The sequence below is a fragment of the Pseudomonas sp. TR47 genome (assembly GCF_044143025.1).
Lineage (GTDB): Bacteria > Pseudomonadota > Gammaproteobacteria > Pseudomonadales > Pseudomonadaceae > Aquipseudomonas > Aquipseudomonas putida_E.
Genome location: NZ_JBHFCS010000006.1, coordinates 171,481 through 196,202 on the forward strand (window position 1 = coordinate 171,481; position 24,722 = coordinate 196,202).

The following is a 24,722-nucleotide window of genomic DNA, read 5'->3' on the forward strand; positions in this document are numbered from 1 at the left end:
AAAAATTTCATGAGGCCAAGGCATGTTCAAGCAATCCGCCCAGCACGTCGCCAGTTATTACGCCCGCACCTACCCTGCCAGCATTCCCCTGCGCCCTACCCTGCAAGGCCGGCACGACACCGACGTGATCATCATCGGCGCCGGCTTCAGCGGCCTGCACACTGCCCTGCGCCTGGCCCTGGCGGGTAAGCGTGTGACCCTGCTGGAAGCCAGCCGGGTGGCCTGGGCCGCATCCGGTCGCAACGGTGGCCAGGCGCTGCTGGGCTGGTCGTGCGACATGCCGCCCATCGAGAAAGCCTTGGGCGTGGAACGCAGCCGACGCCTGTGGGACAGCATGTGCTGGGCTGCCGACGAAATGCGTGAACTGCCGCAACGGCACGGCTTCGATATCGATTACCGGGCCGGCAGCCTCTGGACCTCGGTGCTGCCACGCCGGGTGAAAATGCTGGAACAAGCCCTGCTTGATGCCGAACAGAAATGGGGCTACCAGGCCCTGCGCCTGATCGGCCGTGACGAGTTGCCCCAGTGGATCGACAGCCCGCGCTACCAGGCTGCCCTGTACGACGCCAAGGGCGCGCACCTCAACCCGCTGAAACTGGCCCAGGGCTTGGCCAGCGCGATCGAGGCTGCCGGCGGGCAGATCTTCGAGCAAAGCCAGGTACTCGACTACCAGCAGAGCGCCAATGGCTATATCGCCCGCACCGACCATGGCGAAGTGCACGGCGAGGTGCTGGTGCTGGCTTGCAACGCCTACATCGACCGCCTTGACCGCAACCTGTCGCGCCGGCTGCTGCCGGTGGGCTCCTATCAAGTGGCCACCACGCCACTGGACGCGGATTTCGCCCGGTCGCTGCTACCACGCAACAGTTGCGTGATCGACAATCAGTTCGTACCGGACTATTTCCGCCTCACCCCGGACCACCGCCTGCTGTTCGGCGGCGGCTGCACGTACCTGGGCGGCATACCCAAGGACGTGGCCAGCGCCACCCGCCCCTACCTTGAGCGTGTGTTCCCACAACTGGCGGGCGTTGCCATCGACTATGCCTGGGGCGGGCATATCGACTGCAGCATCCAGCGCACCCCGGACATTGGCCGCGACGGCCAGCGCTACTGGCTGCAGGGCTTTTCCGGCCATGGCGTACTGCCAACCCTGGCAGCGGCGCGCGCGGTCAGCGACGCGATCCTGGGCGACGACGACCTGCTGGCGTTGTACCAGGGCATCGACAATGGCCGTTTCCCGGGCGGTGACCTGTTGGCTGCCCCGCTGGAGGCCGCAGCCAAGGCCTGGTACCGGATGCGCGATCATGTCTGAAGACGCCCAGGGCCTGGCCCTGCTGATTCGTGGCCTGCGCAAGCACCGCGGGCTGACCCTCGGCGAGTTGGCGATCAAGGTCAAGCGTTCGCTGGGCTTTCTGTCCCAGGTCGAGCGCGGCCTGTCGCAGCCGACCGTGGCCGACCTCACTGCGATCAGCGAAGCGCTACACGTGCCCACCACCTATTTCTACCAGGCCAGCCAACCGCGCGAACTCGACTGGGTCACCCGCCCCGGTGAACGGCGCACGATCTACTACGCCGAAGGCATCAGCGATGTGCTGGTCTCGCCGACCCTCAACGGCAGCTTTGCCATGCTCGAAAGCCACCTGGCGCCCGGCGCCAGCAGTGGCGAGGGGCATCTGGACGACAGCGCCGAACAAGGCGGTTTCGTCCTTGAAGGCGCGCTGACCCTGTGGCTGGATAGCCACCCGGACGCCGTCAAACTCGGCCCCAACGACAGCTTCCAGCTCCCTGCGCACAGCCATTTCCGCTACGCCAACCTGACTGACCAGACGACCCGTGTCCTCTGGGTCTTCCGATGAGAGCACAGCATGACAACAACGACAGGCTTTGCCGATCTGCTCAGCGAAGTACGGGCCTTCCGCGCCCGTTACCCCAATGTGCGCCATGTCGACCTGCTGAGCCTGGACATCCCCGGGCACTTCTACGGCAAACGCTACCCCATCGACATGCTCGAAAAGGTTGCCGCCGGCAGCCCGCTGAAACTGCCGCAGAACTGCGTGCTGCTGGGCGTGCAAGGCGGGCTGTTCCCGATTGGCGACTACTGCTTCAACGACGGCGACCCGGACGCCCTGCGGCGCCTGGTGCCCGGCACACTCAAGCCGGTCAGCTGGGAGCGCGAACCGCTGGGCCAGATGCTGATCAGCTCCGACGGCACCGCCTCACCCATCGAGTTCGAGCCCAGGGAGGTGCTCGCCCGCGTGCTGCAGCGCCTGGAACGGCGCGGCATTCGCCCGGTGGTGGCGTTCGAGCTGGAGTTCTACCTGTTCGACCGGGCACTCAAGCAGGGGCTGCCGCAGTTCCCCCGCGACCCGTTCAGCGATGACGCGGACGACCAGCCCAACATGCACATCGAACGGCTGTCGCGGTTCAGCGACGTGCTGCGCGACATGGTCGAAACCGCCAACGCGCAAGGGGTCGACGCCAACGTCATCACCGCCGAGCTCGGCCCTGGCCAGTTCGAGATCAACTTCGGCCACTGCGACGACGGCCTGCGTGCCGCCGACTGGGCTGCCCTGTTCTGCCGCAGCACGCGTGGCGTGGCGCTCAAGCACGGGCTGCGCGCCTCGTTCATGAGCAAACCCTACCTGCAGGCGCCAGGCAGCGGCATGCACGTGCATGTCAGCCTGTACGACAAGGCCGGCAACAACCTGCTGGCGGCCGACCAGCAGCGCCCGCTACGCCATGCAGTGGCCGGTTGCCTGGCCTTGCTGCCGCACTGCATGCCGATATTCGCCGCCAACCACAATGCGTTTCGCCGGTACGGCGCCATGGTCAATGCCGCCAGCCGCGCCAGCTGGGGCTTCGAGGACCGTGATGCGTGCATCCGCATCCCCGAGTCGGATGCTTGCAATGTGCGTATCGAGCACCGCCTGGCGGGGGCAGATGCCAACCCGTATCTGGTGCTGGCGGCCATCTTGTGCGGTATGGAGCATGGGCTGGATGCCGCGCTGGAGCCAATTGCGCCGCTCAATGACGATCGCGCCAGCGGGGTCGACTTTCCCAAGGACATGCCCAGCGCAGTCGCAGCCATGCGTGGGCACCCGGCCGTAAATGAAGGGCTGGGGGAAGAGTTCGTGATGGTGTATTGCGAGAACAAGCGCCAGGACCACCTGGCGTTCATGCAGGAGGTGAGTGCCCGCGAGTACCGGTGGTTCCTTTGAGACAGATACTGGCCTCATCGCCGGCTTGTCGGCGAAGAGGCCGGTACTGACAAGACAGAAAACTCTCCTATTCTGAATAGCTCACTCGGCAATCCCCCTGCACAGAGGAGACACGACCATGAGCTACGTGACCACGAAGGATGGCGTTCAGATCTTCTACAAGGACTGGGGCCCGCGCGATGCGCCGGTCATCCACTTCCACCATGGCTGGCCGCTCAGCGCAGACGACTGGGACGCGCAGCTGTTGTTCTTCCTTGGCCAAGGTTTTCGAGTGGTCGCCCACGACCGCCGCGGCCACGGCCGCTCCAGCCAGGTATGGGACGGCCATGACATGGACCACTACGCCGATGACGTGGCCGCCGTGGTCGAGCACCTGAGTATTCAGGGTGCGGTGCATGTCGGTCACTCCACCGGAGGCGGCGAAGTGGTGCGCTACATGGCCCGCTACCCAGGCGACAAGGTGGCCAAAGCGGTGCTGATCGCCGCCGTGCCGCCCTTGATGGTGCAAACGCCAGACAACCCCGGCGGCTTGCCCAAGTCGGTTTTCGACGGGTTCCAGGCACAGGTGGCGAGTAACCGGGCACAGTTTTACCGCGATGTGCCGACCGGCCCGTTCTATGGCTATAACCGGCCCGGTGCCGAGCCGGCCGAGGGGGTCATTGCCAATTGGTGGCGCCAAGGCATGATCGGCAGCGCCAAAGCGCACTACGACGGGATCGTGGCGTTTTCCCAGACTGACTTCACCGAAGACCTGAAGAAGATCCAGCAACCCGTGCTGGTGATGCATGGCGATGATGACCAGATCGTTCCCTATGAAAATTCCGGCCCGCTGTCGGCCAAGCTGCTGCCCAATGGCACATTGAAGACCTACAAGGGCTTCCCGCACGGTATGCCGACAACCCATGCCGATGTGATCAATGCGGATTTGCTGGCCTTTATCCAGAGCTGATTCGGTTACCTGAATCGGCTCTGCCGTCGGCGGCCGGCCCCCATAGCTACAGCGCTGGCCTTGAAAGGTGTGACGTATCTGGGGGGGGCTAGCTTGCTCCGCGAGAAGCCACAACTCACATTTTTGCCAGTTGTAGTAACCCTCTGGTTGGCGGATCTTCAAAGTACACACCAGGGTGTGCACGAGAAGTCGCCGAGCGGCGATTAGGCCTTTTTCTATTGATGGAACGAAAGGAAGACCTATGGGATACCTACGTAGAAATAGCTTCTTGATCTTCTTGGATTCAGACGCGCCCACGGAGATTAAGACGCATAGCCCGCATGAGATCGCGGAGATCGAGGCCAAGCACAATGAGGCCAAACAGGAGCATATCGAAAGCCTGATCAAACAGTGGGGGCAGGAGGACGAGGAACGCTTACGCAAGATCGTACAAAGTGTTCAGGAGGTCGGTACGGATCAGACGGCCCTCAAGAATTACATTAGCACCACCTTCCGATCCACGAACGAGAAGCACTGGCGTGACTTCGCTTGGGCGGTGCACGAGATTGTGATCTCCAAGGCCACACTCCCGGACAACCGGTATGTCCCCTCGCGCACCTCCGGGAGCACCGTGCGGTTCCGGCCCGACGGTTACCTGGGAGTCAACGTTGCGCTCGCCGGCACTGGGTATGACAAAAAAAAGGAGCAGTATGTAGCGGCCGGCTCCTCGCAAGCGAGCCTGTGGGTCAAAGTCGTCGAAGGCTGGGCCAAGGACGGCAACTGGGGCGGGTACCTCCAGATCAGCTCTAGCACTGAAAAGGACAAGTACATCGACTCCAGCAGCGGGTGGGTCAAGCCGGTAGCCTCCAAGCAGGATAAGGTTACGTTCTACGATATGGGCAACTACTACGAGATCTGGCAGAAGGACCGGGAATCGGGTCGACCGCTGACAGTAGAGGGCGATTGCTTGCGCTTCTCCGATGGGGCAACCCCCGGGAAGTGGAACCTACAAGACTCAACCTGGGACTGAGCAACTCGGAGTGCCTGTCAAACCATAAACAGGGTGGAATGTTGCTCGGTACAGCACTGGCATCGAGCAACATTCGCCTGGCAAGGACAGTGCGAAGGCAATTGCCGTCGAAGCGACACTTCCGCCAGCGACTGTGGCGCTACCGCATGCGCCAGAGCATGAGCCGACGAGGCAGTTGCAGGGATAATGCGCCGATGGAACGTGTATTTCGCAGCCTTGACCACCAAGGCTACATGACCGGCCAGCAGCCTCAGCGAGATACTAGCCAGTATCTGATGAACCACTACAACTGGATCCGCCCCATCAGTTCAATGATGGACTGGCGCCTGCTTAAGCTGAAGAAAAACTCAAAACTGTGTCCGGGATCAATTGAGCATTACAAGTCGCCTTCCTCGGGCATTAGTATATAGGCCTTAGCGCGGCCCTCTGCTGCGTCACCCTTCCAATCTGCCAGACACCCATGCCCCTCGAACTCACCGTAGAACCACTCACCCTGCTGATCCTCACCCTGGTCGCCTTCGTCGCCGGGTTCATCGACGCCATCGCCGGTGGGGGTGGCCTGCTCACCACCCCGGCACTGCTCACCGCCGGCATGCCGCCACACCTGGTGCTGGGCACCAACAAGCTCAGCTCGACCTTCGGCTCGGCCACCGCCGGTTTCACCTACTACAAACGCAAGCTGTTCCACCCGGCGCAATGGCGCCCGGCCTTGTTCGCCACCCTGGTCGGCGCGCTGATCGGCGCGGTCGTCGCCCACTACATGCCGGCCGAATGGCTGAACAAGATGCTGCCGGTGATCGTCTTCGCCTGCGGCATCTACCTGCTGTTCGGGGGTACGCCCAAAGCGCCGCTGGATGCCGATGCGCCGATCAAGAAGAAGTGGCAGTTCCCGCAGGGCTTCACCCTGGGCTTCTATGATGGCGTGGCCGGGCCCGGCACCGGTGCTTTCTGGACCGTGAGCACCCTGCTGCTCTACCCCATCGACCTGGTCCGCGCCAGCGGCGTGGCGCGCAGCATGAACTTCGTCAGCAACATCGCGGCGCTGACGGTGTTCATCATTTCCGGGCAGGTGGATTACGTCGTCGGCCTGTGCATGGGCCTTTCGGTGATGGTGGGTGCGTTCTTCGGCGCACGCACGGCGATCAGCGGCGGCAGCAAGTTCATCCGCCCGGTGTTCATCACCGTGGTGCTGGCGCTGACCGTGCGCCTAGCGTGGCAACACTGGTTCGGGCAGGCCTGAACGCCTGGCGACATACAGATCGATCAGGTACCGGGCGATGGAGCGCCCGGCTGGCAGCGGTGGCAGGTCGTGCACGTTGAACCACCTGGCGTCTTCGATCTCGTCCGGCTGCATGACGATCTCGCCGCCGGCATACTCGGCGTGGAAGCCTAGCATCATCGAATGCGGGAACGGCCAGCACTGGCTGCCTACGTACTGGATGTTGCGCACCTCCACCGCCACTTCTTCGCGCACTTCGCGCACCAGGCAGTCCTCGGCCGACTCGCCTGGTTCGGCAAAGCCTGCAAGGGTGCTGTAAACGCCGGTGACGAAGCGCGGCGACCGGGCCAGCAGGATTTCGTCGCCACGGGTCACCAGCACGATCATGCTCGGCGAAATGCGTGGGTAGCTGCGCAGGTCGCAGGGCTGGCAGTACATCGCCCGCTCCCAGCGGATCTGCGTCATCGGTTGGCCGCAGCTGCCACAGAAACGGTGCTCACGCGCCCAAGTGCCGATCTGCGCGGCGTAGCCCAGCACTTTATAAAGATCGAAATCACCTTCGAGCATGAATGCCCGCAAGCCGCGCCAGCCGCAACCGGGCACCTCGGCGGCGCTGCGCAGTTCCAGCAGGAACACCGGCTCGCCGTCGAAATGGCCGATGCCGTGCTCGGCGAGCACATCCAGGTCCTGGCGCTTGAGCCAGTCGCGGGGGAACAGCGCGCCATTGGCGTCCACCAAAAACCCTTCCGGGCTGCGGGCGACGGCCCAGCCGCCGGTGATCTGCGGGTCGAGTACTGCGCTAGTCCAGCGTGCTGACATGTCGGGGGTTCCTTTACTGCGTCCCCCGGCCCGGTCAGTCGGCGAACGTCGGTTTCTGTTTGCTCATGTGCGCCGCCACAGCCACGCGCAGGTCTTCGGACTGCAGCATGGCGGCGTTCCAGGTGGCGATGTACTCCAGGCCATCGTCGATGCGATGGTCACGCATGTAGCTGAGCATCTCCTTGGTGCCCGCCACGGCGATCGGTGATTTTGCGGCAATCTCGCGGGCAATGGCAAAGACCCCGTCGAGCAATGCAGCCTGATCATCATAGACCCGGTTGACCAGGCCGATGCGCAGCGCCTCGTCGGCCGCAACGTTACGCCCGGTGAAGGCCAGCTCGCGCATGATGCCGTCGCCGATGATACGTGGCAAACGTTGCAGGGTGCCGACGTCTGCGGCCATGCCCATGTCGATTTCCTTGATCGAGAACTGCGCGTCCGTGCTGCAATAACGCATGTCGCAGGCCGACACCAGGTCGATGGCACCGCCAATGCAGTAGCCCTGGATGGCCGCCAGCACGGGCTTGCGGCAGTTGTCCACGGCATTGAAGGAGGCCTGCAGGCGCAGGATGGTGCGGCGTAGCAGGCGCGCGTTGCGGCCAACGTCCTTGCCCATGTGGCCGGCCAGCGAGGCCAGCATCATCAAGTCGATACCCGAGGAAAAATGCTTGCCCGCGCCGCTGATGACCACAGCGCGCACCGCATCGGTGTCGTCGACCCACTGGAAGATATCGACGATCTCTTCCCAGAAGGCAGCATTCATGGCGTTGATCTTCTCAGGGCGGTTGATCTGCACATGGGCGATGTTGTCGGTCAGTTCGACCTTGAATGCGCTGTACTCGGTCACGGGCTGCACTCCTGCGGGGATAAAGGTTCACTGCACGGATGTTAACCCAGCCTGGTTGCCGTACTTGTGCCAAAAGCGGGACTTGCCCGGGTTGCTCAGGCGCCTGGCGACAGAGGTTTGCCCTGCACACAAAAACCCATACAACTTTTGCCCCGCACACGCATCGAAAGACAGGTAAGCTCTTCATCCCTTCCCAAGAGGTTTGCCATGGCGATGCGTACAGCCCTGATTGTTTCCTGCATGACACTGGCCCTGGCGGGCTGCGCCGGTTCGAGCGATGAGCATCGTGCGCCACCGGCCACACAGCAGGTCGACCTGCAGCGCTACCAGGGCACCTGGTACGAGCAGGCGCGCTTGCCGATGTTCTTCCAGCGCAACTGCGTGCAGTCCGAAGCCAACTATGGCTTGCGCGAAGACGGTCGCATCGATGTGACCAACCGCTGCAAGGAAAAGGACGGCCAATGGAACGAGGCCAAGGGCATCGCCGAGGCGCAGCAGCCGGGCAAGACCGACAAGCTGTGGGTCACCTTCGACAACTGGTTCAGCCGCCTGGCGCCAGGCTTGACCAAGGGCGAATACTGGGTGCTGTATCACGACAAGGACTATCGCGTAGCACTGGTCGGGCACCCCAACCGCGAATACCTGTGGCTGCTGTCGCGCACCCCGGTCATCAACGACCAGACCCGCGAACAGATGCTGGCCATTGCCCAGAAACAGGGTTATGACACCAGCGAGCTGATCTGGCGGCAGGGCGATGATGCAGTAAAACCCTGATTCATCGACGCCCTGGTTCGCTCGGGCCAGGGTGAGCGCCTGATCAAACTTGGAGTCAGTCATTGGACCTGCTGTTTCTGGGTACCTCGGCCGGGGTGCCCACCAAGGCGCGCAACGTCAGCGCCACCGCCGTGATCGAAGCCAGCGGCAGCCACTGGTACCTGGTCGATTGCGGCGAAGGTACCCAGCATCAACTGCTGCATACCCCATTGTCGGTCCGCGACCTGCGCGCCATCTTCATTACCCATGTGCACGGCGACCATTGCTTCGGCCTGCCAGGCCTGCTGGCCAGCGCCGGCATGAGCGGGCGCACGGCGCCGCTGGACCTGGTGCTGCCGGCCGCCTTGCACGACTGGGTGCGCCTGAGCCTGGCTGCCAGTGATACCTTCCTGGCGTTCGAACTGCGTTTGCTGGCGGTCGAGCAACTGGGCGAATGGCGCAGCGATACCCTTGCCGTCAGCACCGTACAGCTGTCGCACCGGGTGCCCAGCGTCGCTTTCGTGTTCACCGAGCTGAACCCCGAGCCGCGCCTTGACGTGCAGCGCCTGGCTGCCGAAGGTATCCCGCGCGGCCCGCTGTGGGGCGACCTTGCCAAGGGCCTCACGGTGGAGCATGCCGGGCACGTGCTGCATGGCCGCGACTACCTGCGCGCCTCGCGGCCGGCACGGCGGGTGATCGTCTGCGGCGACAATGACAACCCCGACCTCTTGGCCGAGGCAGCGAAAGACGTTGATGTGCTGGTGCACGAAGCGACATTCACACAACCGATCATCGCCCGCACAGGTGTCAGCTTCGGCCACAGCAGTGCCGCAGCGGTGGCGCGCTTTGCCGAAACGGCCGGTGTGCGCAACCTGGTGCTGACGCACTTCAGTGCCCGCTATCAGCCGGACCCTCGGCGCAGCCCATGCATCGACGAGGTAAGGGAAGAGGCGCAGGCCCATTACAGCGGCAACCTGACCCTGGCCCAGGACCTGCAGCGTTACCACATCGGGCGCGATGGGTGCCTGGGCCGCGTTACGGGTACCTAGCAAATCCCAATCGACATGATCGCGCTGTTGTCCATCGGTTTTGTGATCTAAGGGCCGGCGATGGGACGCTCAGGCATCAAGCCGCCAACCGCCCGCTGGCGATCGCCTCCGACGCCGCCAGCATGGCCCGCAGCAGCACCGCACAGCCCGCTGCCAGGTCTTGCGGGGTGGCGTTCTCGATTTCGTTGTGGCTGATGCCGTTTTCACAAGGCACGAAGATCATCCCCGCCGGCCCCAACTCGGCCAGGAAGATCGCGTCATGCCCTGCCCCGCTGACGATATCCATGTGCGGCAGGCCCAAGGTCTGCGCAGCATCGCGCACGGCATCGACGCAACTGCGGTCAAAGTACAGCGCTGGGAGGTCGGCCGTGGGGATCAGTTCATGGCTCAGCCCGTGCTTGTCACAGGTGGCCTCAATCACTGCCCGCACGTCGGCGATCATCGCGTCCAGCCGCTCACCTTCGAGGTGACGAAAGTCCAGGGTCATGCGCACTTCCCCCGGAATCACGTTGCGTGAACCGGGGTAGGCCTGCAGGCAACCGACCGTGCCACAGGCATGCGGTTGATGGCCCAGCGCCGCCCGGTTGACCGCCTCCACCACCGCCGCAGCGCCGACCAGTGCATCCTTGCGCAGGTGCATCGGCGTAGGGCCGGCATGGGCTTCAACGCCGCGCAAGGTCAGGTCGAACCACTTCTGCCCCAGCGCCCCAAGCACCACACCGATGGTCTTGGCCTGGTCTTCAAGGATCGGTCCCTGCTCGATATGGGCTTCGAAATACGCGCCTACCGGGTGGCCAAGCACTGCCCGCTGGCCGGCGTAGCCGATGGCAGTCAACGCCTCGCCCATGCTCACGCCCTGGGCGTCACGCTTGGCCAGGGTTTCCTCCAGGGTGAATTTGCCGGCAAACACCCCCGAGCCCATCATGCAGGGCGCAAAGCGCGAGCCTTCCTCGTTGGTCCATACCACCACTTCCAGCGGTGCTTCGGTCTCGATGCCCAGGTCATTGAGGGTGCGTATCACCTCAAGGCCCGCCATCACCCCGAAACAGCCATCGAACTTGCCCCCGGTGGGCTGGGTGTCGATGTGGCTGCCGGTCATCACCGGTGGCAGCTTGGGATTGCGCCCAGGGCGGCGGGCAAAGATGTTGCCGACGGCATCGACACTGACGCTGCAACCGGCCGCCTCGCACCACTCGACGAACAGGTCGCGGGCCTGGCGGTCGAGGTCGGTCAGCGCCAGGCGGCAGACACCACCCTTGGGTGTGGCACCGAGGCGGGCGAGGTCCATCAGCGATTGCCACAGGCGGTCACTGTTAACGTGGCGTTCAGTCGATAGCAGGGCTTGTTGGGCTGCGGTCATGGGTCAGGCCTCCTCAGGCGTTTTTGTTGTCTGCATTGATCACAGGCTGCACTGGCCCACGCACCGCCAAGCCGCCCAGGGCGTAGTACAACGCCCCGCCAAGCAGCGACCCGGTGAACCAGCCATAGTCGTAGAACCAGCTGAAACTGCTGTTACCAATGGCCATCACGGTCAGTGCCACAGGTAGCGCAAAGGCAGCAAACCCTGCCCAGTTCCAGGCCGGGTAAACGTCATCACGGTACAGGCCGGCCAGATCCAGCTTCTGCCGACGGATCAGGAAGTAGTCCACCACCATGATCCCGGCAATCGGCCCAAGCAGGCTGGAGTACCCCAGCAGCCAGTTGGAATAGACACTCTCCAGGCTGATGTCGGAAACGATCCAGCCGAGTTTTTTCAGCAGCTCGTGGCTCATCAGCGCCAGGCCGATGAAGCCTGTCAGCCACACGGCACGTGTACGCCCGATCAGGCGCGGGGCAATGTTCTGAAAGTCGTTGGTCGGCGAGACGATGTTGGCCGCGGTGTTGGTCGACAGCGTAGCGATGACGATCAGCGCCATGGCCAGTGCCACCCAGCCCGGGCTCTGGATCTTGCCGATCAGGCTCACCGGGTCGGACACCGTTTCACCCACCAGCGACGCCGAGGCGGCGGTCATCACCACGCCCAGGGAGGCGAACAGGAACATGGTCAGTGGCAGGCCGAAGATCTGCCCGAGGATCTGGTCCTTCTGGCTCTTGGCGTAGCGGCTGAAATCCGGAATGTTCAGCGATAAAGTGGCCCAGAAACCGACCATCGCGGTAAGCCCGGCGCAGAAATAGCTCACTACGCTCGCCCCTTCCGGGCGCTTGGGCGGCTGGGCCAGCAGCTCGGTCATCGACATGTGCGGCAACGCCCAGAACAGCAGGCCGAAGCCGACCGCCACCAACAGCGGCGCCGACAGGGTTTCGAGCCATTTGATCGATTCGGCGCCGCGCAACACCACCCACAGGTTGAGGGCCCAGAACACCATGAAGCCGATCACTTCACCGGTGCCACCGAGCGCTTTCCAGTCATCGAAGATCGAGCCCAGGAACAGGTGAATGGCCAAGCCGCCGAACATCGTCTGGATGCCGAACCAGCCACAGGCAACCACCGCGCGTATCAGGCACGGTACGTTGGAGCCGAAGATACCGAACGATGAACGCAGCAACACAGGGAAGGGAATGCCGTACTTGGTGCCGGGGAAGGCGTTGAGGGTGAGCGGGATCAGCACGATGAGGTTGGCCAGCAGGATCGCCAGCAACGCCTCGCCCACGCTCAGGCCAAAGTAGGCCGTGAGCACGCCGCCCAGGGTGTAGGTGGGCACGCAGATGGACATGCCCACCCACAGTGCGGTGATGTGCCATTTGTTCCAGGTGCGCTGGTGCACTTTTGTGGGCGCGATGTCGTGGTTGTAGCGCGGGCTGTCGAGTACGTCACTGCCTGCGGACAGCTCGAACAGGCCATCCTGCTCGATCACTTGCGATCTGCTCTGTTGCATGGGGCCTTCTCCAGATTTTTCTAATTGTCTGCTCATCGGGCTAACGCGATGGCCGGAGTACATACACCACCAGTACTGCTCCTGCGGTCCGGCCTGGCGGTTGTGGCCGTACTCAAAATACGTGCCGGGCTGGCCTTCGGCTGACCGGCCGGCCGCCGCCGACCGCAGGTAATCAACTGATCTGCAAGGCATTGATCCGTTTGAGGCGATGGCACAGTCATTCCATCGCCTGCCGCTGTCAGCGCCATGGACCGGCCCTGGCCCCTGCATCAGGTTTCAAACTGGTGCAGCCTGGTTTTTCAGTGGCGCGCCTTGCGCCTCCCGGCCAGGTTTCAAGCAGCTGATTTTGCATGGAAAATCTTGACCAATTTGGCTTCTTGTCAAGTGCGTCAAAATGGTGAAAGGCCTCACCATTTTGGTGATTGTTGAAATTAATCGTTAAAAAACAATTAGTTATAGAAGCTATAAGCTCATAAATTATTTTCTTGAACAATCCACAATGAGCATCTAAATTCCATTCTTGTCAGGCCTGACAGGATTGAAATTCATCCTCCAGCCACTGGCGCATAACAATTGAAGAACCGGCACAGACCGGTCAGCCTGCGAGGAAGACGGCATGTCCCTGTTGATCCGTGGCGCCACCGTGGTTACCCACGAAGAGAGCTACCCCGCTGATGTCCTGTGTGTCGATGGCCAGATCCGCGCCATTGGCAAAGACCTGCAAGCCCCTACCGACTGCGAGATCCTCGACGGTAGCGGCCAGTACCTGATGCCCGGCGGCATCGACCCGCACACCCACATGCAGTTGCCCTTCATGGGTACAGTGGCCAGCGAGGACTTCTTCAGCGGCACAGCCGCAGGGCTGGCCGGCGGCACCACTTCGATCATCGACTTCGTCATCCCCAACCCGCAGCAATCGCTGCTGGAGGCCTTTCACACCTGGCGCGGCTGGGCGCAAAAGAGCGCGTCCGATTACGGCTTTCACGTTGCCATCACCTGGTGGAGCGAGCAGGTCGCCGAAGAAATGGGCGAGCTGGTCACCCAACATGGCGTGAACAGCTTCAAGCACTTCATGGCCTACAAGAATGCGATCATGGCGGCCGACGACACCCTGGTCGCCAGCTTCGAGCGTTGCCTGCAACTGGGCGCGGTCCCCACCGTGCACGCCGAGAACGGCGAGCTGGTCTACCACCTGCAGCAAAAACTGCTCGCCCAAGGCCTGACCGGCCCCGAGGCGCACCCGTTGTCGCGCCCTTCGCAAGTCGAAGGCGAGGCTGCCAGCCGCGCCATCCGCATCGCCGAAACCATTGGTACGCCGTTGTACGTGGTACACATCTCCAGCCGTGAAGCGCTGGACGAAATCACCTATGCCCGGGCCAAGGGCCAGCCGGTCTACGGTGAAGTGCTGCCCGGGCACCTGCTGATCGACGACAGCGTCTACCGCGACCCGGACTGGGCCACCGCCGCAGGCTATGTCATGAGCCCACCCTTCCGCCCGCGCGAGCATCAAGAAGCCCTGTGGCGCGGCCTGCAATCGGGCAACCTGCACACCACGGCCACCGACCACTGCTGCTTCTGCGCCGAGCAGAAAGCCATGGGCCGCAACGACTTCAGCCGCATCCCCAACGGCACCGCCGGCATCGAAGACCGCATGGCGGTGTTGTGGGACGCTGGCGTCAACAGCGGGCGGCTGTCGATGCATGAATTCGTCGCGCTGACCTCCACCAACACCGCGAAGATCTTCAACCTGTTCCCGCGCAAGGGCGCCATCCGCGTCGGCGCCGATGCCGACCTGGTGCTGTGGGACCCACAGGGCACGCGCACCATCAGCGCGCAAACCCACCACCAGCGTGTTGACTTCAACATCTTCGAAGGCCGCACCGTGCGCGGTATTCCCAGCCACACCATCAGCCAGGGCCGCGTGGTCTGGGCCGATGGCGACCTGCGTGCCGAGCCTGGCGCGGGGCGTTACGTGGAGCGCCCGGCGTATCCCTCGGTGTACGAGGTCCTGGGCCGCCGCGCCGAGCAGCAGCGCCCGATACCCGTCCAGCGCTGAAGCTGTTGGGGCTGCTGCGCAGCCCATCGCCGGCAAGCCAGCTCCTACAGGGGCGGCATCACTCCCAGGGCCATCACTGTACCTGTGGGAGCCGGCTTGCCGGCGATTGGGGCGCATGGCGCCCCCCCCCCGCCCAAGCCCTAAAAAAAAGAGAGGCTACAACCGTGATCGATGCCCTGAACCACTTGCCGCGCCCCCGGGCCGGCGCCGACCAGCTGGCCGAGCAATTCAGTGACCTCGCGCCACCCCTCACCGCCCGCCAGGCCGCAGTGGAAAGCGCCCGCTGCCTGTATTGCTACGACGCGCCCTGCGTGAACGCATGCCCGAGCGAAATTGACATCCCCTCGTTCATTCACCGTATCAGCGACGAGAACTTGCAAGGTGCCGCCGAGCGCATCCTTTCGGCCAACATCCTGGGCGGCAGCTGCGCCCGCGTGTGCCCCACCGAGATCCTTTGCCAGCAGGCCTGCGTGCGCAACAACGCCCAGGAATGCGCACCGGTACTGATTGGCCAGCTACAGCGCTATGCCCTGGACAATGCCGGTTTCACCGAGCACCCGTTCAAACGCTCGCCAGCCACCGGCAAACGCATCGCCGTGGTCGGCGCAGGCCCCGCCGGGTTGTCCTGCGCACATCGCCTGGCCATGCATGGCCATGAGGTGGTGGTGTTCGAGGCCTGCGACAAGGCCGGCGGCCTGAACGAGTACGGCATCGCCCGCTACAAGCTGGTGGACGACTATGCCCAGCGCGAAGTGGAATTCCTGCTCGGTATCGGCGGTATCGAAATGCGCCACGGCCACCGCCTGGGCGACAACCTGAGCCTGGCAGAGCTGCGTGATCAGTACGACGCGGTATTCCTCGGCCTTGGCCTGAACGCCATACGCCAGCTCGGCCTGCCTGGCGAAGAGGCGCCCGGCATGCTCGCCGCCACCGACTACATCCGTGAGCTACGCCAGGCGGATGATCTTTCGCAACTGCCGTTGGCAGAGCGTTGCCTGGTGATCGGCGCAGGCAACACCGCCATCGACATGGCCGTACAGATGAGCCGCCTGGGTGCCCGCGATGTCAACCTGGTATACCGCCGCGGCTACGCCGACATGGGCGCCACCGGCCACGAGCAGGACATCGCCAAGGCCAACCAGGTGCGTCTGCACACCTGGGCGCGCCCCGACGCCGTGCTGCTGGACGACGACAACCGCGTGCGGGGCATGCGCTTCGCCCGCACCGAACTGGCCGATGGCCGCCTGCGCGACACCGGTGAGACCTTCGAGCTGGCCGCCGATGCCATCTTCAAAGCCATCGGCCAACGCTTCGACGAACAAAGCCTTAACGACCCGCTGGCTGCGCAACTGGCCCGCGACGGCGAGCGCATTCGCGTCGACGAGGGCATGCGCACCAGCCTGCCGGGCGTCTACGCCGGTGGCGACTGTACCGCCCTGGGCCAGGACCTCACCGTCCAGGCCGTGCAACATGGCAAGCTGGCCGCCGAAGCTATCCATGCCCAACTCATGCTCAATGTGGAGGCTGCATAAATGGCCGACTTGTCTATCGTGTTCGCCGGCATCAAGGCGCCCAACCCCTTCTGGCTGGCCTCCGCACCGCCAACCGACAAAGCCTACAACGTGGTCCGCGCCTTCGAAGCCGGCTGGGGCGGCGTGGTCTGGAAGACCCTGGGCGAGGACCCGGCAGCGGTCAACGTGTCGTCGCGCTACTCGGCGCATTACGGCGCCAACCGGCTGGTGCAGGGCATCAACAACATCGAGCTGATCACCGACCGCTCGCTGGAAATCAACCTGCGCGAAATCACCCAGGTGAAGAAGGACTGGCCAGACCGTGCGCTTATCGTCTCGCTGATGGTGCCGTGCATCGAAGAATCATGGAAATTCATCCTGCCGCTGGTGGAAGCCACCGGTGCCGACGGTATCGAACTGAACTTCGGCTGCCCGCATGGCATGCCCGAGCGCGGCATGGGCGCGGCGGTCGGCCAGGTGCCGGAGTATGTGGAAATGGTCACCCGCTGGTGCAAGACGCACTGCGCGTTGCCGGTGATCGTCAAGCTCACGCCCAACATCACCGACATCCGCCAGTCGGCGCGTGCGGCTCATCGCGGTGGCGCCGATGCCGTGTCGCTGATCAACACCATCAACTCCATCACCAGCGTCGACCTGGACCGCATGGTCGCCCACCCGATCGTCGGCGATCAGAGCACCCACGGTGGCTACTGCGGCTCGGCGGTCAAACCCATCGCCCTGAACATGGTCGCCGAGATTGCCCGCGACCCGCAAACGCGCGGGCTACCGATCTGTGGCATCGGGGGTATCGGCAACTGGCGTGATGCGGCCGAGTTCATTGCCTTGGGCAGTGGCGCGGTGCAGGTGTGCACTGCGGCGATGCTGCACGGTTTTCGTATTGTCGAGGACATGAAGGACGGTTTGGCGCGCTGGATGGACCAGCACGGGCACCAGAACCTCGAAGCATTCCGCGGCCAGGCCGTGGCGCACACCACCGACTGGAAGTACCTGGACATCAACTACAAATCGGTGGCGCACATCGACCAGGATGCCTGCATCGGTTGCGGGCGCTGCCATATCGCCTGTGAGGACACCTCGCACCAGGCCATTGCCAGTACGCTGAAGGCTGACGGAACCCACGCCTACAGCGTGATCGAAGACGAATGTGTGGGCTGCAACCTGTGCCAGATCACCTGCCCGGTGGAAGATTGCATCGAGATGGTGGCGCAGGATACCGGCAAGCCATACCTGAACTGGACGCAGGACCCGCGCAACCCCTACCGCGAGGCGAGCTGACGCCTGGGAATCGCTGGGGCCGCTTTGCGGCCCTTTCGCGACACAAGGCCGCTCCTGCACGAAACCGCGATGCACTTATCAAGGCTCCAGGCCGATACCGCGCAGGATCACACTCGTCACCGTCTGTACCGCACTCTCGAACGCCAGGTCCGACAGCGGTTCTCCGCCATTGAGCACCGCCACCTGGTAGCCGAAGTCGGCATAGTGCTGGGTCGAAGCCCAGATCATGTACAGCAGCGCCGAAGGCTCCACCGGCAGGATGCGCCCCTCCTCCACCCAGCGGCGAATCTTGTCTACCTTCAGCTTCGCCCAGGGCACCAGGCTGTCATCCAGGCTCACCCCAAGCAGCGGCGCGCCATGCAGCATCTCTTCGGCCCAGATCTTCGAGCCCAGCGGCCGTGAGCGCGAATGGCCCATCTTGGCGCGAATGTAGCTGGTCAGCACCACCCGGGGGTCGTCGAAGTTCTCGAAGCACAGTGCGTCCTGCTTCCACACATCCAGCAGGTCCTGCAGCACCGCGCGGAACAGCTCATCCTTGGTACTGAAGTAGTAATGCAGGTTGGAGCGCGGCAGCTCGGCCTGTTCGGCGATGTCACCCATGGACGTTGCGCCGTAGCCCTTCTCGGCGAACACCTTTTCTGCGGCCACGAGGATCTTCTCGACATTGCGACGGCGAATTTCGATCTTGTGGTTGGCCATCAGAATTGCGATGCCCTGGCTGCCAGCTCATGGCGACGAACGCTCATGCGTATTCCTTGTCGATTGCTCTTGGCACTAGTCTACTCCGGTCATTTCGCTGAATACGAGTAGCCATGCCCTTCAACCACACTGGGCCCGATCCCTTGCCGGGCACTGCGCCCGGTGCAGGTTCAGCGCCGTGTTGATGATGCCGATGTGGCTGAACGCCTGGGGGAAGTTGCCCAGCATGCGCTTGCCTGCCGGGTCGTACTGCTCGGCCAGCAAACCCACGTCATTGCACAGCCCGGTCAGCTTCTCGTACAGCGCCTGCGCCTCGCCCTGGCGCCCCAACAGCACATACACATCGGCCAACCAGAACGAACAGACCAGGAACGTCCCTTCACCCGGCGTCAGGCCGTCACTGCAGCGGTCACTGTCATAGCGCATCAGCAAACCGTTTTTCAGCAGGCGCTGCTCGATCTGTTCGAGCGTGCGCAGAAACCGCTCATCCTGGGCCGGCAGGAACCCGGTGAGGGCGATCTGCAGCAGGCTGGCGTCCATTTCGCTCGAGCCATAGGCCTGGACGAAATGCAGGCCTTTGGCATCGAGCCCCTGCTCAAACACCTCGCGGCGGATTTCATCTGCCACCTGCCGGTAATACTGCCCGCGCTCACTGCCCTCCTCGGTGGTCTCAGCCAACCCTGCCGCGCGGTCGAATGCGACCCAGGCCATGACCTTGGAATGCACGAAGTGCTGCCTGCCACCACGCACCTCCCAGATGCCTTCGTCCGGCTCACGCCAGATGCGCTCCAGGTAGGGCATGATCAGGCGGGAAATCGCCGCACTGCGTGGGTGCCTGGGCAACCCGCCCTTTATCGCCTGGGCCATGGCGTCGGCGACCTCGCCGTAGATGTCCAGCTGCCGCTGTTGAGCAGCAGCGTTGCCCACCCGCACCGGCTGCGAGTGCTCATACCCGGCCAGCCACGGCAGGGTGTATTCCTGCAGGTCTCGCTCCCCTGCCAGGCCGTACATGATCTGCATCTGCTCCGGGTTGCCGGCCACCGAACGCAGCAGCCACTCACGCCAGGCCTGCGCTTCGTCGAAGTAACCCAGGTTCATGAACGCCAGCAGGGTCATGGTGGCATCGCGCAGCCAGCAGAAGCGATAGTCCCAGTTGCGCTCGTGGCCGATGCTTTCGGGCAGCGAGGTGGTGACGGCCGCAACGATGCCACCGGTAGGGGCATACGTCATGGCCTTGAGGGTGAGCAATGAACGGCGCACGCTCGCGCTGTAGGGGCCGACATCCGGGCAGCGGGCGGCAAAGGCCTGCCATTGGCTGACCGTATGCGCCAGGGCATGATCGATATCGCAGTCGGGCTGTACCGGCAGGTGCGAAGGTTGATGGCGCAGGCTGAACACCTGGCGCTCACCGGCGCACACCCGAAAGCGCGCGACAGTGTGGTGGTCGCGGGCGTGCGAGGCCACCGTGCTGCACAGGATCAGCCGGTCGGGGCCGGCGACGGCGCTCAGGGTCAGCGGGTCGAGCTTTTCCACCCAGGGTACGCTGCGCCCGTAGTCGAAGCGCATCACCAGGTCCATTTCAAAGTTGGTTTCGCCGGCAATGCCATCGACGATGCGCACGACCGAATTGACGTCGTCCAGCGGCATGAAGTCCAGCACACGGGCGCGGCCGCTGGCAGTCACCCAGGTGGTTTCCAGCACCAGGGTATCTTGCTGGTAGCGCCGGCTGACATGCTCGATGGAGTCGCTGGGGGCCAGGCGCCAGCGACCGTTTTCTTCATTGCCCAGCAGCGCCGCGAACACGGCGGGGGCATCGAAGCGTGGCAGGCACAGCCAGTCGATGGAACCGTCACGGCTGACCAGGGCGGCGCTGCGGCAGTTGCCGAGCAGCGCATAGTCTTCGATGTGGGCAGGCATTGGATCTCCTTAATGCAACTGTCTGGCCCACACAGTGGGCCGTGCGATCATCCCAACCGGTGCCACTCGCGCTTGTCACGGGCCAGCAACTCATTGCCGGCCGCTGGCCCATCCTCGCCCGCCGGGTACTCATGCACCTCGCCGTCCTGCGCCCAGGCATCCAGAAACGGCTGCACCGCACGCCAGCCGTTCTCGATGTTGTCGGCACGCTGGAACAAGGTCTGGTCGCCGGTCAGGCAGTCGTAGATCAAGGTCTCGTACCCCGTGGCCGGGGTCATCTTGAAGAAGTCCTTGTAGGCGAACCCCAGCTCGACGTTTTCCATCACCAGTTCCGGGCCCGGGCGCTTGGCTTGCAGGTCGAACCACATGCCTTCGTTGGGCTGGATCTGGATCTTCAGGTAGTTGGGCTTGGGCCGCTCCAGCTCCGATTCGCGAAACTGCGCGTAGGGCGCAGGCTTGAAGCAGATGGCAATTTCGGTGTCGCGCACGCTCATGCGTTTGCCGGTACGCAGGTAGAACGGCACGCCGGCCCAGCGCCAGTTGTCGATCATCACCTTCAGGGCCACGTAGGTTTCGGTCTGGCTGTCGGCCGCCACCCTGTCCTCCTGGCGATACCCGGCCAGGCGCTTGCGGCCCTGCTTGCCCGCGGTGTACTGGCCGCGCACGGAGTTCTTCAGGGCCATCTTCGTCGACCAGGGACGAATAGCGCCGATCACCTTGGCTTTTTCGCCGCGCACGGCATCTGCGCCAAAGGCTGCAGGCGGCTCCATGGCAACCATCGCCAGCAACTGGAACAGGTGGTTGGGCACCATGTCGCGCAGGGCACCGGTGTGGTCATAGAACCCACCGCGAGTCTCGACGCCCACCGTTTCGGCGGCCGTGATCTGCACATGGTCGATGTAGTGGTTGTTCCAGAACGACTCGAACAAGCCATTGGAAAAACGGCTGACCAGGATGTTCTGCACCGTCTCCTTGCCCAGATAATGGTCGATGCGGTAGATCTGCCGCTCGCTCATCACTTTGAGCAGGCAGGCATTGAGCGCCTCGGCACTGGCCAGGTCGGTGCCGAAGGGTTTTTCCACCACGACCCGGCGGTAGCCACCACCAGACTCGTCGAGCAAGCCGGCATCCCCCAGGCGTTGGGCAACCTCGGGGAAAAAGCGTGGCGAGGTGGCCAAGTAGAAAATGGCGTTGCCATGGCTGGTCTTGTCGATGCGCTTGGCCAGCGCGGTATAGGTGGCCGGGTCCAGGAAGTCGCCGGTCTGGTAGTCCAGGCGCTTGGCCAGGCGCGCCCAAAGTTTTTCGTCCAGGCACTTGGCTGCGCCCTCGCCGCCCTTGTCGCGTTCACGCATGAACGCGTGCAGGCGTTCGGCGAATTCATCGGCAGTGGCGGCATTATGGTCCACACCAACGATGCGCAGGTTGCGGTCGAGCAGGCCGTCCCGGCCCAGATTGTACAGCGCCGGCATCAGCAGGCGCTTGACCAGGTCACCGTTGGCACCGAACAGGAACAAGGTACAAGGGCCGGCTGCAGGAGTGGTCTGTCGGGTCATTGGCCTTTCTTCTCGACGTGGCCACCGAAGCCCAGGCGCATGGCCGAGAGGACCTTGTCGCCGTAGGTGCCCTGCTGCTGGCGTGAGCGGAACCGGGCGAACAACGCACTGGACAGGACAGGTACCGGCACGGCCTGCTCGACTGCTGCGTCGATCGTCCAGCGGCCTTCGCCACTGTCCGATACCGAGCCGCTGAACTGCGCCAGGTGCGGGTCGGCCACCAGGGCATCGGCGGTGAGGTCGAGCAGCCAGGAGGTGACCACGCTGCCACGGCGCCATACCTCGGCGATTTCGGCGACGTTCAGGTCGAAGCGCTGTTCTTGCGGTAGCTCATCGCCGCCTTTGCTGCGCAGCAGGTCAAAGCCTTCCGCGTAGGCCTGCATCAACCCGTATTCGATGCCGTTGTGCACCATCTTCACGTAGTGCCCGGCGCCGGGCGGGCCTGCATGGATGTAGCCATGTTCGGCGCGGTCGTGCTCACCTTCGCGCCCCTGGGTGCGCGGAATGTCGCCAACGCCCGGCGCCAGCGCCTTGAACAAAGGCTCCAGGCGCTCGAACACGTCTTTCTCACCGCCGATCATCATGCAGTAGCCACGGTCCAGGCCCCACACCCCGCCAGAGGTACCGACGTCCAGGTAATGCAGCCCGCGCTTGGCCAGCTCGGCGGCGCGGCGCATGTCGTCCTTGTAGAAGGTGTTGCCACCGTCGATGATCGCATCGCCCGGTTCCAGCAGTTCGGCCAGCTGCGCGATGGTCTGCTCGGTAGGTTCGCCCGCCGGCAGCATTACCCATACCGCCCGCGGCGCCTTGAGCTTCTGCACCAGCGCGCCAAGGTCGTGAGCCCCTTGGGCGCCCTCGCCTTCCAGCCCGACGACTGCATCACGGTTACGGTCGTGCACGACCGTGCGGTGCCCGGCGCGCATCAGCCGCCTTGCAATATTGCCGCCCATGCGGCCCAGCCCGACGATTCCCAGTTGCATGAGCCGATGCTCCCCTTGAAAAATGAATGACAACACAGTCCAGCGTTTCAGATTAGTCCAGCACACCGCCCGAGGGTTCAGCGACGAACGGCGAGACAACGTTAAACAAAAAAGTTCCAATGAGCAGTGAAAGAATTCAGAATGCCCGCCGCGTGAAGCGACTACGCTTTGATTGTCACCAGCCAAAACCGCGAGGTGTTTACATGGGTACCTTGATGCCTGCCACTCCAACCCAGACCCTCTATGTCTCCGTGCGCCGTGATGAGCTGCGTAAATTGAAGGACGAACGCGACCAACTGCGCCAGCAAGTCGCTCAGTTGCACATGCAGCTGGAGCGGGCGCGCTCCGGCGATGAACCTGTAAGCCTCTGATTCATTCTCCCCCCTGGTGGGAGCGTTAACGCTCCCACACTGCTGGCCCCCACAGAAAAAAGTTTGAATTGGGAACGATTCGCGTTTATCGTGCGCGCTTTCTCCATTCACCTGGCCCGGGGCGTTGCATGGCAGTGCATGAAACGGATGCGATCATTCCGCTTGAGGTCCTGTACGACACCCAGCGCGGCTGGCTGCACAGCTGGCTGAAGCGCTCGCTGGGCTGCTCGCAACAGGCCGCAGACCTGGCCCAGGACACGTTCGTACGCCTGTTGGTGCGCAACCAGCCGATCAGTACCCAGGCGCCCCGCGCTCTGCTGGTACGCATCGCCCGCGGCCTTGTGGTCGACCATTGGCGGCGCGACGCACTGCAGCGCGCCTACCTGCAAACCTTGGCGCAGTTGCCCGAGGCCAGCTACCCCTCCCCGCACGTGCGCCACGAGGCCATGCAGTGCCTTGAGCGCATCGCGCAATTGCTCGATGGCCTCAAACCCACGGTGCGCGACGCCTTCCTGCTGTACCAGCTGGGCGGCCTGACCCATGCGCAAATAGCCGAACGGCTGGGGGTTTCCAGCCGCACGGTAGAGCGCCACGTAGCCAACGCGTTGCTGCACTGCTACCGGCTGTGCTTCGAGTGACCGCCGCGCCAGAGCGGCTGCCTGAAGCCATCGTGCGTACGGCCATCGAGTGGCAGATGCGCTTGCGGGCCAGCCCGGGCAATGTCGAGGTGTTCAGCCAGTTCAATGCCTGGCGGCTGCGTGATACACGGCATGACCTGGCCTGGCAGCGCATGCAGCAGGTCAGCGGGCACTTCCACAACGGGCACCTGCCCGATGCCACTTGCACGGCTGCCGTGCTGCGCCAGGCCGACGTCGACCTGAGCCGCCGCCGCACCCTCAAGCTGCTGGGCCTGGGCCTGACAGCGGGCGGCGCCACGCTGCTGATCGGCACTGCGCCCCCCGCGTGGCGCAGTGACTTCACCACCGGTGTCGGTGAACAGCGGCAGTTGCGCCTGAACGGCGACCTCGAGTTGCAATTGAACACTGACAGCGCCGTTGACCTGCATGGTAGGGAAATCCGCCTGCGCAGTGGCGAAATGCTGGTCGATGGCGCCGACTGGCGCGTGCGCTGCCAGCAGGGCGTTTGCCAAGGCCACCAGGCGCGCGCCGTGCTGCGCGAGCGCGATGGTTACAGCGAGTTGCACGTCGAACGCGGTGAAGTGCTGGTGACTGCCGCTGCGGGCTCGCAGCGGGTGCAGGCTGGCAGCGGCCTTGCGCTCTACCCCACGCGACTGGCGCCTCTGGGCGGCGGCGCCCTGGATCCGTTCGCCTGGAGCCGCGGCCTGCTGATCGTCAACGACATACCCCTGGCCGACTTCCTCGCCGAGGCCGCTCGCTACCGCCGTGGCTGGCTGCGCTGCGACCCGGCAGTGGCCGACCTGCGCCTGTCGGGCGTGTTCCACCTCGACCAGCCGGGGGCACTGCTGGACAACATCGCCCACCTGCTGCCTGTGCGTATCGACCAACGCACACGCTGGTGGGTGCGTATTTCATCCCAGGCATGAAAAAACTGTCGGACTTCACGCGCTCATCCGGTTAGG

The 24,722-nt window shown here is 63.8% G+C and carries 22 protein-coding genes and 1 pseudogene; 15 read left to right on the top strand and 8 right to left on the bottom strand.

What is annotated here, in order from left to right; all coding sequences use genetic code 11:
• Positions 1-22 precede the first annotated feature (22 nt).
• The 7 genes and pseudogenes from ACEWE8_RS09165 (at position 23) to ACEWE8_RS09195 (ending at position 6,416) form a co-directional block, all read left to right on the top strand.
• Positions 23-1,312 (top strand): FAD-binding oxidoreductase, encoded by a 1,290-nt coding sequence (locus ACEWE8_RS09165; RefSeq protein ID WP_046787261.1) that lies wholly within the window; start codon positions 23-25, stop codon positions 1,310-1,312.
• On the top strand, positions 1,305-1,856 hold the full coding sequence (locus tag ACEWE8_RS09170) for a helix-turn-helix domain-containing protein (RefSeq protein ID WP_046787262.1): 552 nt from the start codon (positions 1,305-1,307) through the stop codon (positions 1,854-1,856). The genes ACEWE8_RS09165 and ACEWE8_RS09170 overlap by 8 nt, the downstream gene beginning before the upstream one ends.
• A 9-nt stretch (positions 1,857-1,865) precedes the next feature.
• Entirely contained in the window at positions 1,866-3,218 is a 1,353-nt protein-coding gene (locus tag ACEWE8_RS09175) for a glutamine synthetase family protein (protein ID WP_046787263.1), read from the top strand.
• 118 nt (positions 3,219-3,336) lie between these two features.
• Positions 3,337-4,167 carry an alpha/beta fold hydrolase gene (locus tag ACEWE8_RS09180; protein WP_046787264.1) on the top strand — a complete coding sequence of 277 codons (831 nt, stop codon included), beginning with the start codon at positions 3,337-3,339 and terminating at the stop codon, positions 4,165-4,167.
• A 241-nt stretch (positions 4,168-4,408) separates the two neighbouring features.
• Complete coding sequence (locus ACEWE8_RS09185; RefSeq protein ID WP_046787265.1) at positions 4,409-5,176, top strand: hypothetical protein; 768 nt, start codon at positions 4,409-4,411, stop codon at positions 5,174-5,176.
• A 113-nt stretch (positions 5,177-5,289) separates the two neighbouring features.
• A pseudogene (locus ACEWE8_RS09190) lies at positions 5,290-5,510 on the top strand (IS3 family transposase); the annotation flags it as partial.
• A gap of 126 nt (positions 5,511-5,636) precedes the next feature.
• A complete protein-coding gene (locus ACEWE8_RS09195) occupies positions 5,637-6,416 on the top strand; it encodes a TSUP family transporter (protein WP_046787266.1) in 780 nt (259 codons plus the stop codon).
• Here ACEWE8_RS09195 and nudC read toward each other — a convergent pair.
• The gene (gene nudC, locus ACEWE8_RS09200) at positions 6,384-7,214 is read right to left on the bottom strand and encodes an NAD(+) diphosphatase (RefSeq protein WP_046787267.1); all 831 of its coding nucleotides are present in this window, start codon (positions 7,212-7,214) and stop codon (positions 6,384-6,386) included. The genes ACEWE8_RS09195 and nudC overlap by 33 nt on opposite strands.
• Positions 7,215-7,248: 34 nt before the next feature.
• Complete coding sequence (locus ACEWE8_RS09205) at positions 7,249-8,061, bottom strand: crotonase/enoyl-CoA hydratase family protein (RefSeq protein ID WP_046787268.1); 813 nt, start codon at positions 8,059-8,061, stop codon at positions 7,249-7,251.
• Positions 8,062-8,268: 207 nt separating this feature from the next.
• Between ACEWE8_RS09205 and ACEWE8_RS09210 the strand changes: the two genes are divergently transcribed.
• On the top strand, positions 8,269-8,835 hold the full coding sequence (locus tag ACEWE8_RS09210; RefSeq protein ID WP_080952155.1) for a lipocalin family protein: 567 nt from the start codon (positions 8,269-8,271) through the stop codon (positions 8,833-8,835).
• Between the two features lie 62 nt (positions 8,836-8,897).
• On the top strand, positions 8,898-9,863 hold the full coding sequence (locus tag ACEWE8_RS09215; RefSeq protein ID WP_046787269.1) for a ribonuclease Z: 966 nt from the start codon (positions 8,898-8,900) through the stop codon (positions 9,861-9,863).
• A gap of 76 nt (positions 9,864-9,939) precedes the next feature.
• Here the strand turns inward: ACEWE8_RS09215 and ACEWE8_RS09220 are convergent, their stop codons facing one another.
• Both ACEWE8_RS09220 and ACEWE8_RS09225 read right to left on the bottom strand, forming a co-directional pair.
• A complete protein-coding gene (locus ACEWE8_RS09220; protein ID WP_046787270.1) occupies positions 9,940-11,223 on the bottom strand; it encodes a Zn-dependent hydrolase in 1,284 nt (427 codons plus the stop codon).
• Between the two features lie 13 nt (positions 11,224-11,236).
• Complete coding sequence (locus ACEWE8_RS09225; RefSeq protein WP_046787271.1) at positions 11,237-12,739, bottom strand: NCS1 family nucleobase:cation symporter-1; 1,503 nt, start codon at positions 12,737-12,739, stop codon at positions 11,237-11,239.
• A gap of 616 nt (positions 12,740-13,355) precedes the next feature.
• Between ACEWE8_RS09225 and hydA the strand changes: the two genes are divergently transcribed.
• The 3 genes from hydA to preA all read left to right on the top strand — a co-directional run bounded on the left by hydA (position 13,356) and on the right by preA (position 17,602).
• Positions 13,356-14,795, top strand: coding sequence for a dihydropyrimidinase (gene hydA / locus ACEWE8_RS09230; RefSeq protein ID WP_046787272.1), 1,440 nt, complete (start codon positions 13,356-13,358; stop codon positions 14,793-14,795).
• A gap of 164 nt (positions 14,796-14,959) precedes the next feature.
• Positions 14,960-16,327 (top strand): NAD(P)-dependent oxidoreductase, encoded by a 1,368-nt coding sequence (locus tag ACEWE8_RS09235; protein ID WP_046787273.1) that lies wholly within the window; start codon positions 14,960-14,962, stop codon positions 16,325-16,327.
• On the top strand, positions 16,328-17,602 hold the full coding sequence (gene preA, locus ACEWE8_RS09240; protein WP_046787274.1) for an NAD-dependent dihydropyrimidine dehydrogenase subunit PreA: 1,275 nt from the start codon (positions 16,328-16,330) through the stop codon (positions 17,600-17,602).
• Between the two features lie 78 nt (positions 17,603-17,680).
• On the opposite strand, the gene ACEWE8_RS09245 is transcribed toward preA, so the two are convergent.
• The 4 genes from ACEWE8_RS09245 to gnd form a co-directional block, all read right to left on the bottom strand.
• The gene (locus ACEWE8_RS09245) at positions 17,681-18,301 is read right to left on the bottom strand and encodes a TetR/AcrR family transcriptional regulator (RefSeq protein ID WP_046787275.1); all 621 of its coding nucleotides are present in this window, start codon (positions 18,299-18,301) and stop codon (positions 17,681-17,683) included.
• Positions 18,302-18,421: 120 nt separating this feature from the next.
• Complete coding sequence (locus tag ACEWE8_RS09250) at positions 18,422-20,218, bottom strand: glycoside hydrolase family 15 protein (RefSeq protein ID WP_046787276.1); 1,797 nt, start codon at positions 20,216-20,218, stop codon at positions 18,422-18,424.
• A gap of 47 nt (positions 20,219-20,265) precedes the next feature.
• A complete protein-coding gene (gene zwf / locus ACEWE8_RS09255) occupies positions 20,266-21,771 on the bottom strand; it encodes a glucose-6-phosphate dehydrogenase (RefSeq protein ID WP_115275321.1) in 1,506 nt (501 codons plus the stop codon).
• Positions 21,768-22,787, bottom strand: a complete 1,020-nt coding sequence (gnd, locus tag ACEWE8_RS09260; RefSeq protein WP_323613676.1) for a phosphogluconate dehydrogenase (NAD(+)-dependent, decarboxylating) — start codon at positions 22,785-22,787, stop codon at positions 21,768-21,770. The genes zwf and gnd overlap by 4 nt, the downstream gene beginning before the upstream one ends.
• Before the next feature lie 167 nt (positions 22,788-22,954).
• Between gnd and ACEWE8_RS09265 the strand changes: the two genes are divergently transcribed.
• From ACEWE8_RS09265 to ACEWE8_RS09275, 3 genes are all read left to right on the top strand, one after another.
• Complete coding sequence (locus ACEWE8_RS09265; RefSeq protein ID WP_168216561.1) at positions 22,955-23,122, top strand: DUF6026 family protein; 168 nt, start codon at positions 22,955-22,957, stop codon at positions 23,120-23,122.
• 128 nt (positions 23,123-23,250) lie between these two features.
• Positions 23,251-23,760 (top strand): sigma-70 family RNA polymerase sigma factor, encoded by a 510-nt coding sequence (locus ACEWE8_RS09270; RefSeq protein ID WP_046787278.1) that lies wholly within the window; start codon positions 23,251-23,253, stop codon positions 23,758-23,760.
• Complete coding sequence (locus ACEWE8_RS09275; RefSeq protein WP_046787279.1) at positions 23,757-24,686, top strand: DUF4880 domain-containing protein; 930 nt, start codon at positions 23,757-23,759, stop codon at positions 24,684-24,686. Before ACEWE8_RS09270 ends, ACEWE8_RS09275 begins: the two co-directional genes overlap by 4 nt.
• The last annotated feature ends 36 nt before the right edge of the window (positions 24,687-24,722 follow it).

Coding starts and splice junctions, on each gene's coding strand:
- nudC (WP_046787267.1), bottom strand. CDS start 7,214: ATGTCAGCACGCTGGACTAGCGCAGTACTCGACCCGCAGATCACCGGC.
- ACEWE8_RS09225 (WP_046787271.1), bottom strand. CDS start 12,739: ATGCAACAGAGCAGATCGCAAGTGATCGAGCAGGATGGCCTGTTCGAG.
- ACEWE8_RS09270 (WP_046787278.1), top strand. CDS start 23,251: ATGGCAGTGCATGAAACGGATGCGATCATTCCGCTTGAGGTCCTGTAC.
- ACEWE8_RS09170 (WP_046787262.1), top strand. CDS start 1,305: ATGTCTGAAGACGCCCAGGGCCTGGCCCTGCTGATTCGTGGCCTGCGC.
- hydA (WP_046787272.1), top strand. CDS start 13,356: ATGTCCCTGTTGATCCGTGGCGCCACCGTGGTTACCCACGAAGAGAGC.
- preA (WP_046787274.1), top strand. CDS start 16,328: ATGGCCGACTTGTCTATCGTGTTCGCCGGCATCAAGGCGCCCAACCCC.
- ACEWE8_RS09250 (WP_046787276.1), bottom strand. CDS start 20,218: ATGCCTGCCCACATCGAAGACTATGCGCTGCTCGGCAACTGCCGCAGC.
- ACEWE8_RS09265 (WP_168216561.1), top strand. CDS start 22,955: ATGGGTACCTTGATGCCTGCCACTCCAACCCAGACCCTCTATGTCTCC.
- zwf (WP_115275321.1), bottom strand. CDS start 21,771: ATGACCCGACAGACCACTCCTGCAGCCGGCCCTTGTACCTTGTTCCTG.
- ACEWE8_RS09210 (WP_080952155.1), top strand. CDS start 8,269: ATGGCGATGCGTACAGCCCTGATTGTTTCCTGCATGACACTGGCCCTG.
- ACEWE8_RS09165 (WP_046787261.1), top strand. CDS start 23: ATGTTCAAGCAATCCGCCCAGCACGTCGCCAGTTATTACGCCCGCACC.
- ACEWE8_RS09220 (WP_046787270.1), bottom strand. CDS start 11,223: ATGACCGCAGCCCAACAAGCCCTGCTATCGACTGAACGCCACGTTAAC.
- ACEWE8_RS09245 (WP_046787275.1), bottom strand. CDS start 18,301: ATGGCCAACCACAAGATCGAAATTCGCCGTCGCAATGTCGAGAAGATC.
- ACEWE8_RS09180 (WP_046787264.1), top strand. CDS start 3,337: ATGAGCTACGTGACCACGAAGGATGGCGTTCAGATCTTCTACAAGGAC.
- ACEWE8_RS09175 (WP_046787263.1), top strand. CDS start 1,866: ATGACAACAACGACAGGCTTTGCCGATCTGCTCAGCGAAGTACGGGCC.
- ACEWE8_RS09185 (WP_046787265.1), top strand. CDS start 4,409: ATGGGATACCTACGTAGAAATAGCTTCTTGATCTTCTTGGATTCAGAC.
- ACEWE8_RS09195 (WP_046787266.1), top strand. CDS start 5,637: ATGCCCCTCGAACTCACCGTAGAACCACTCACCCTGCTGATCCTCACC.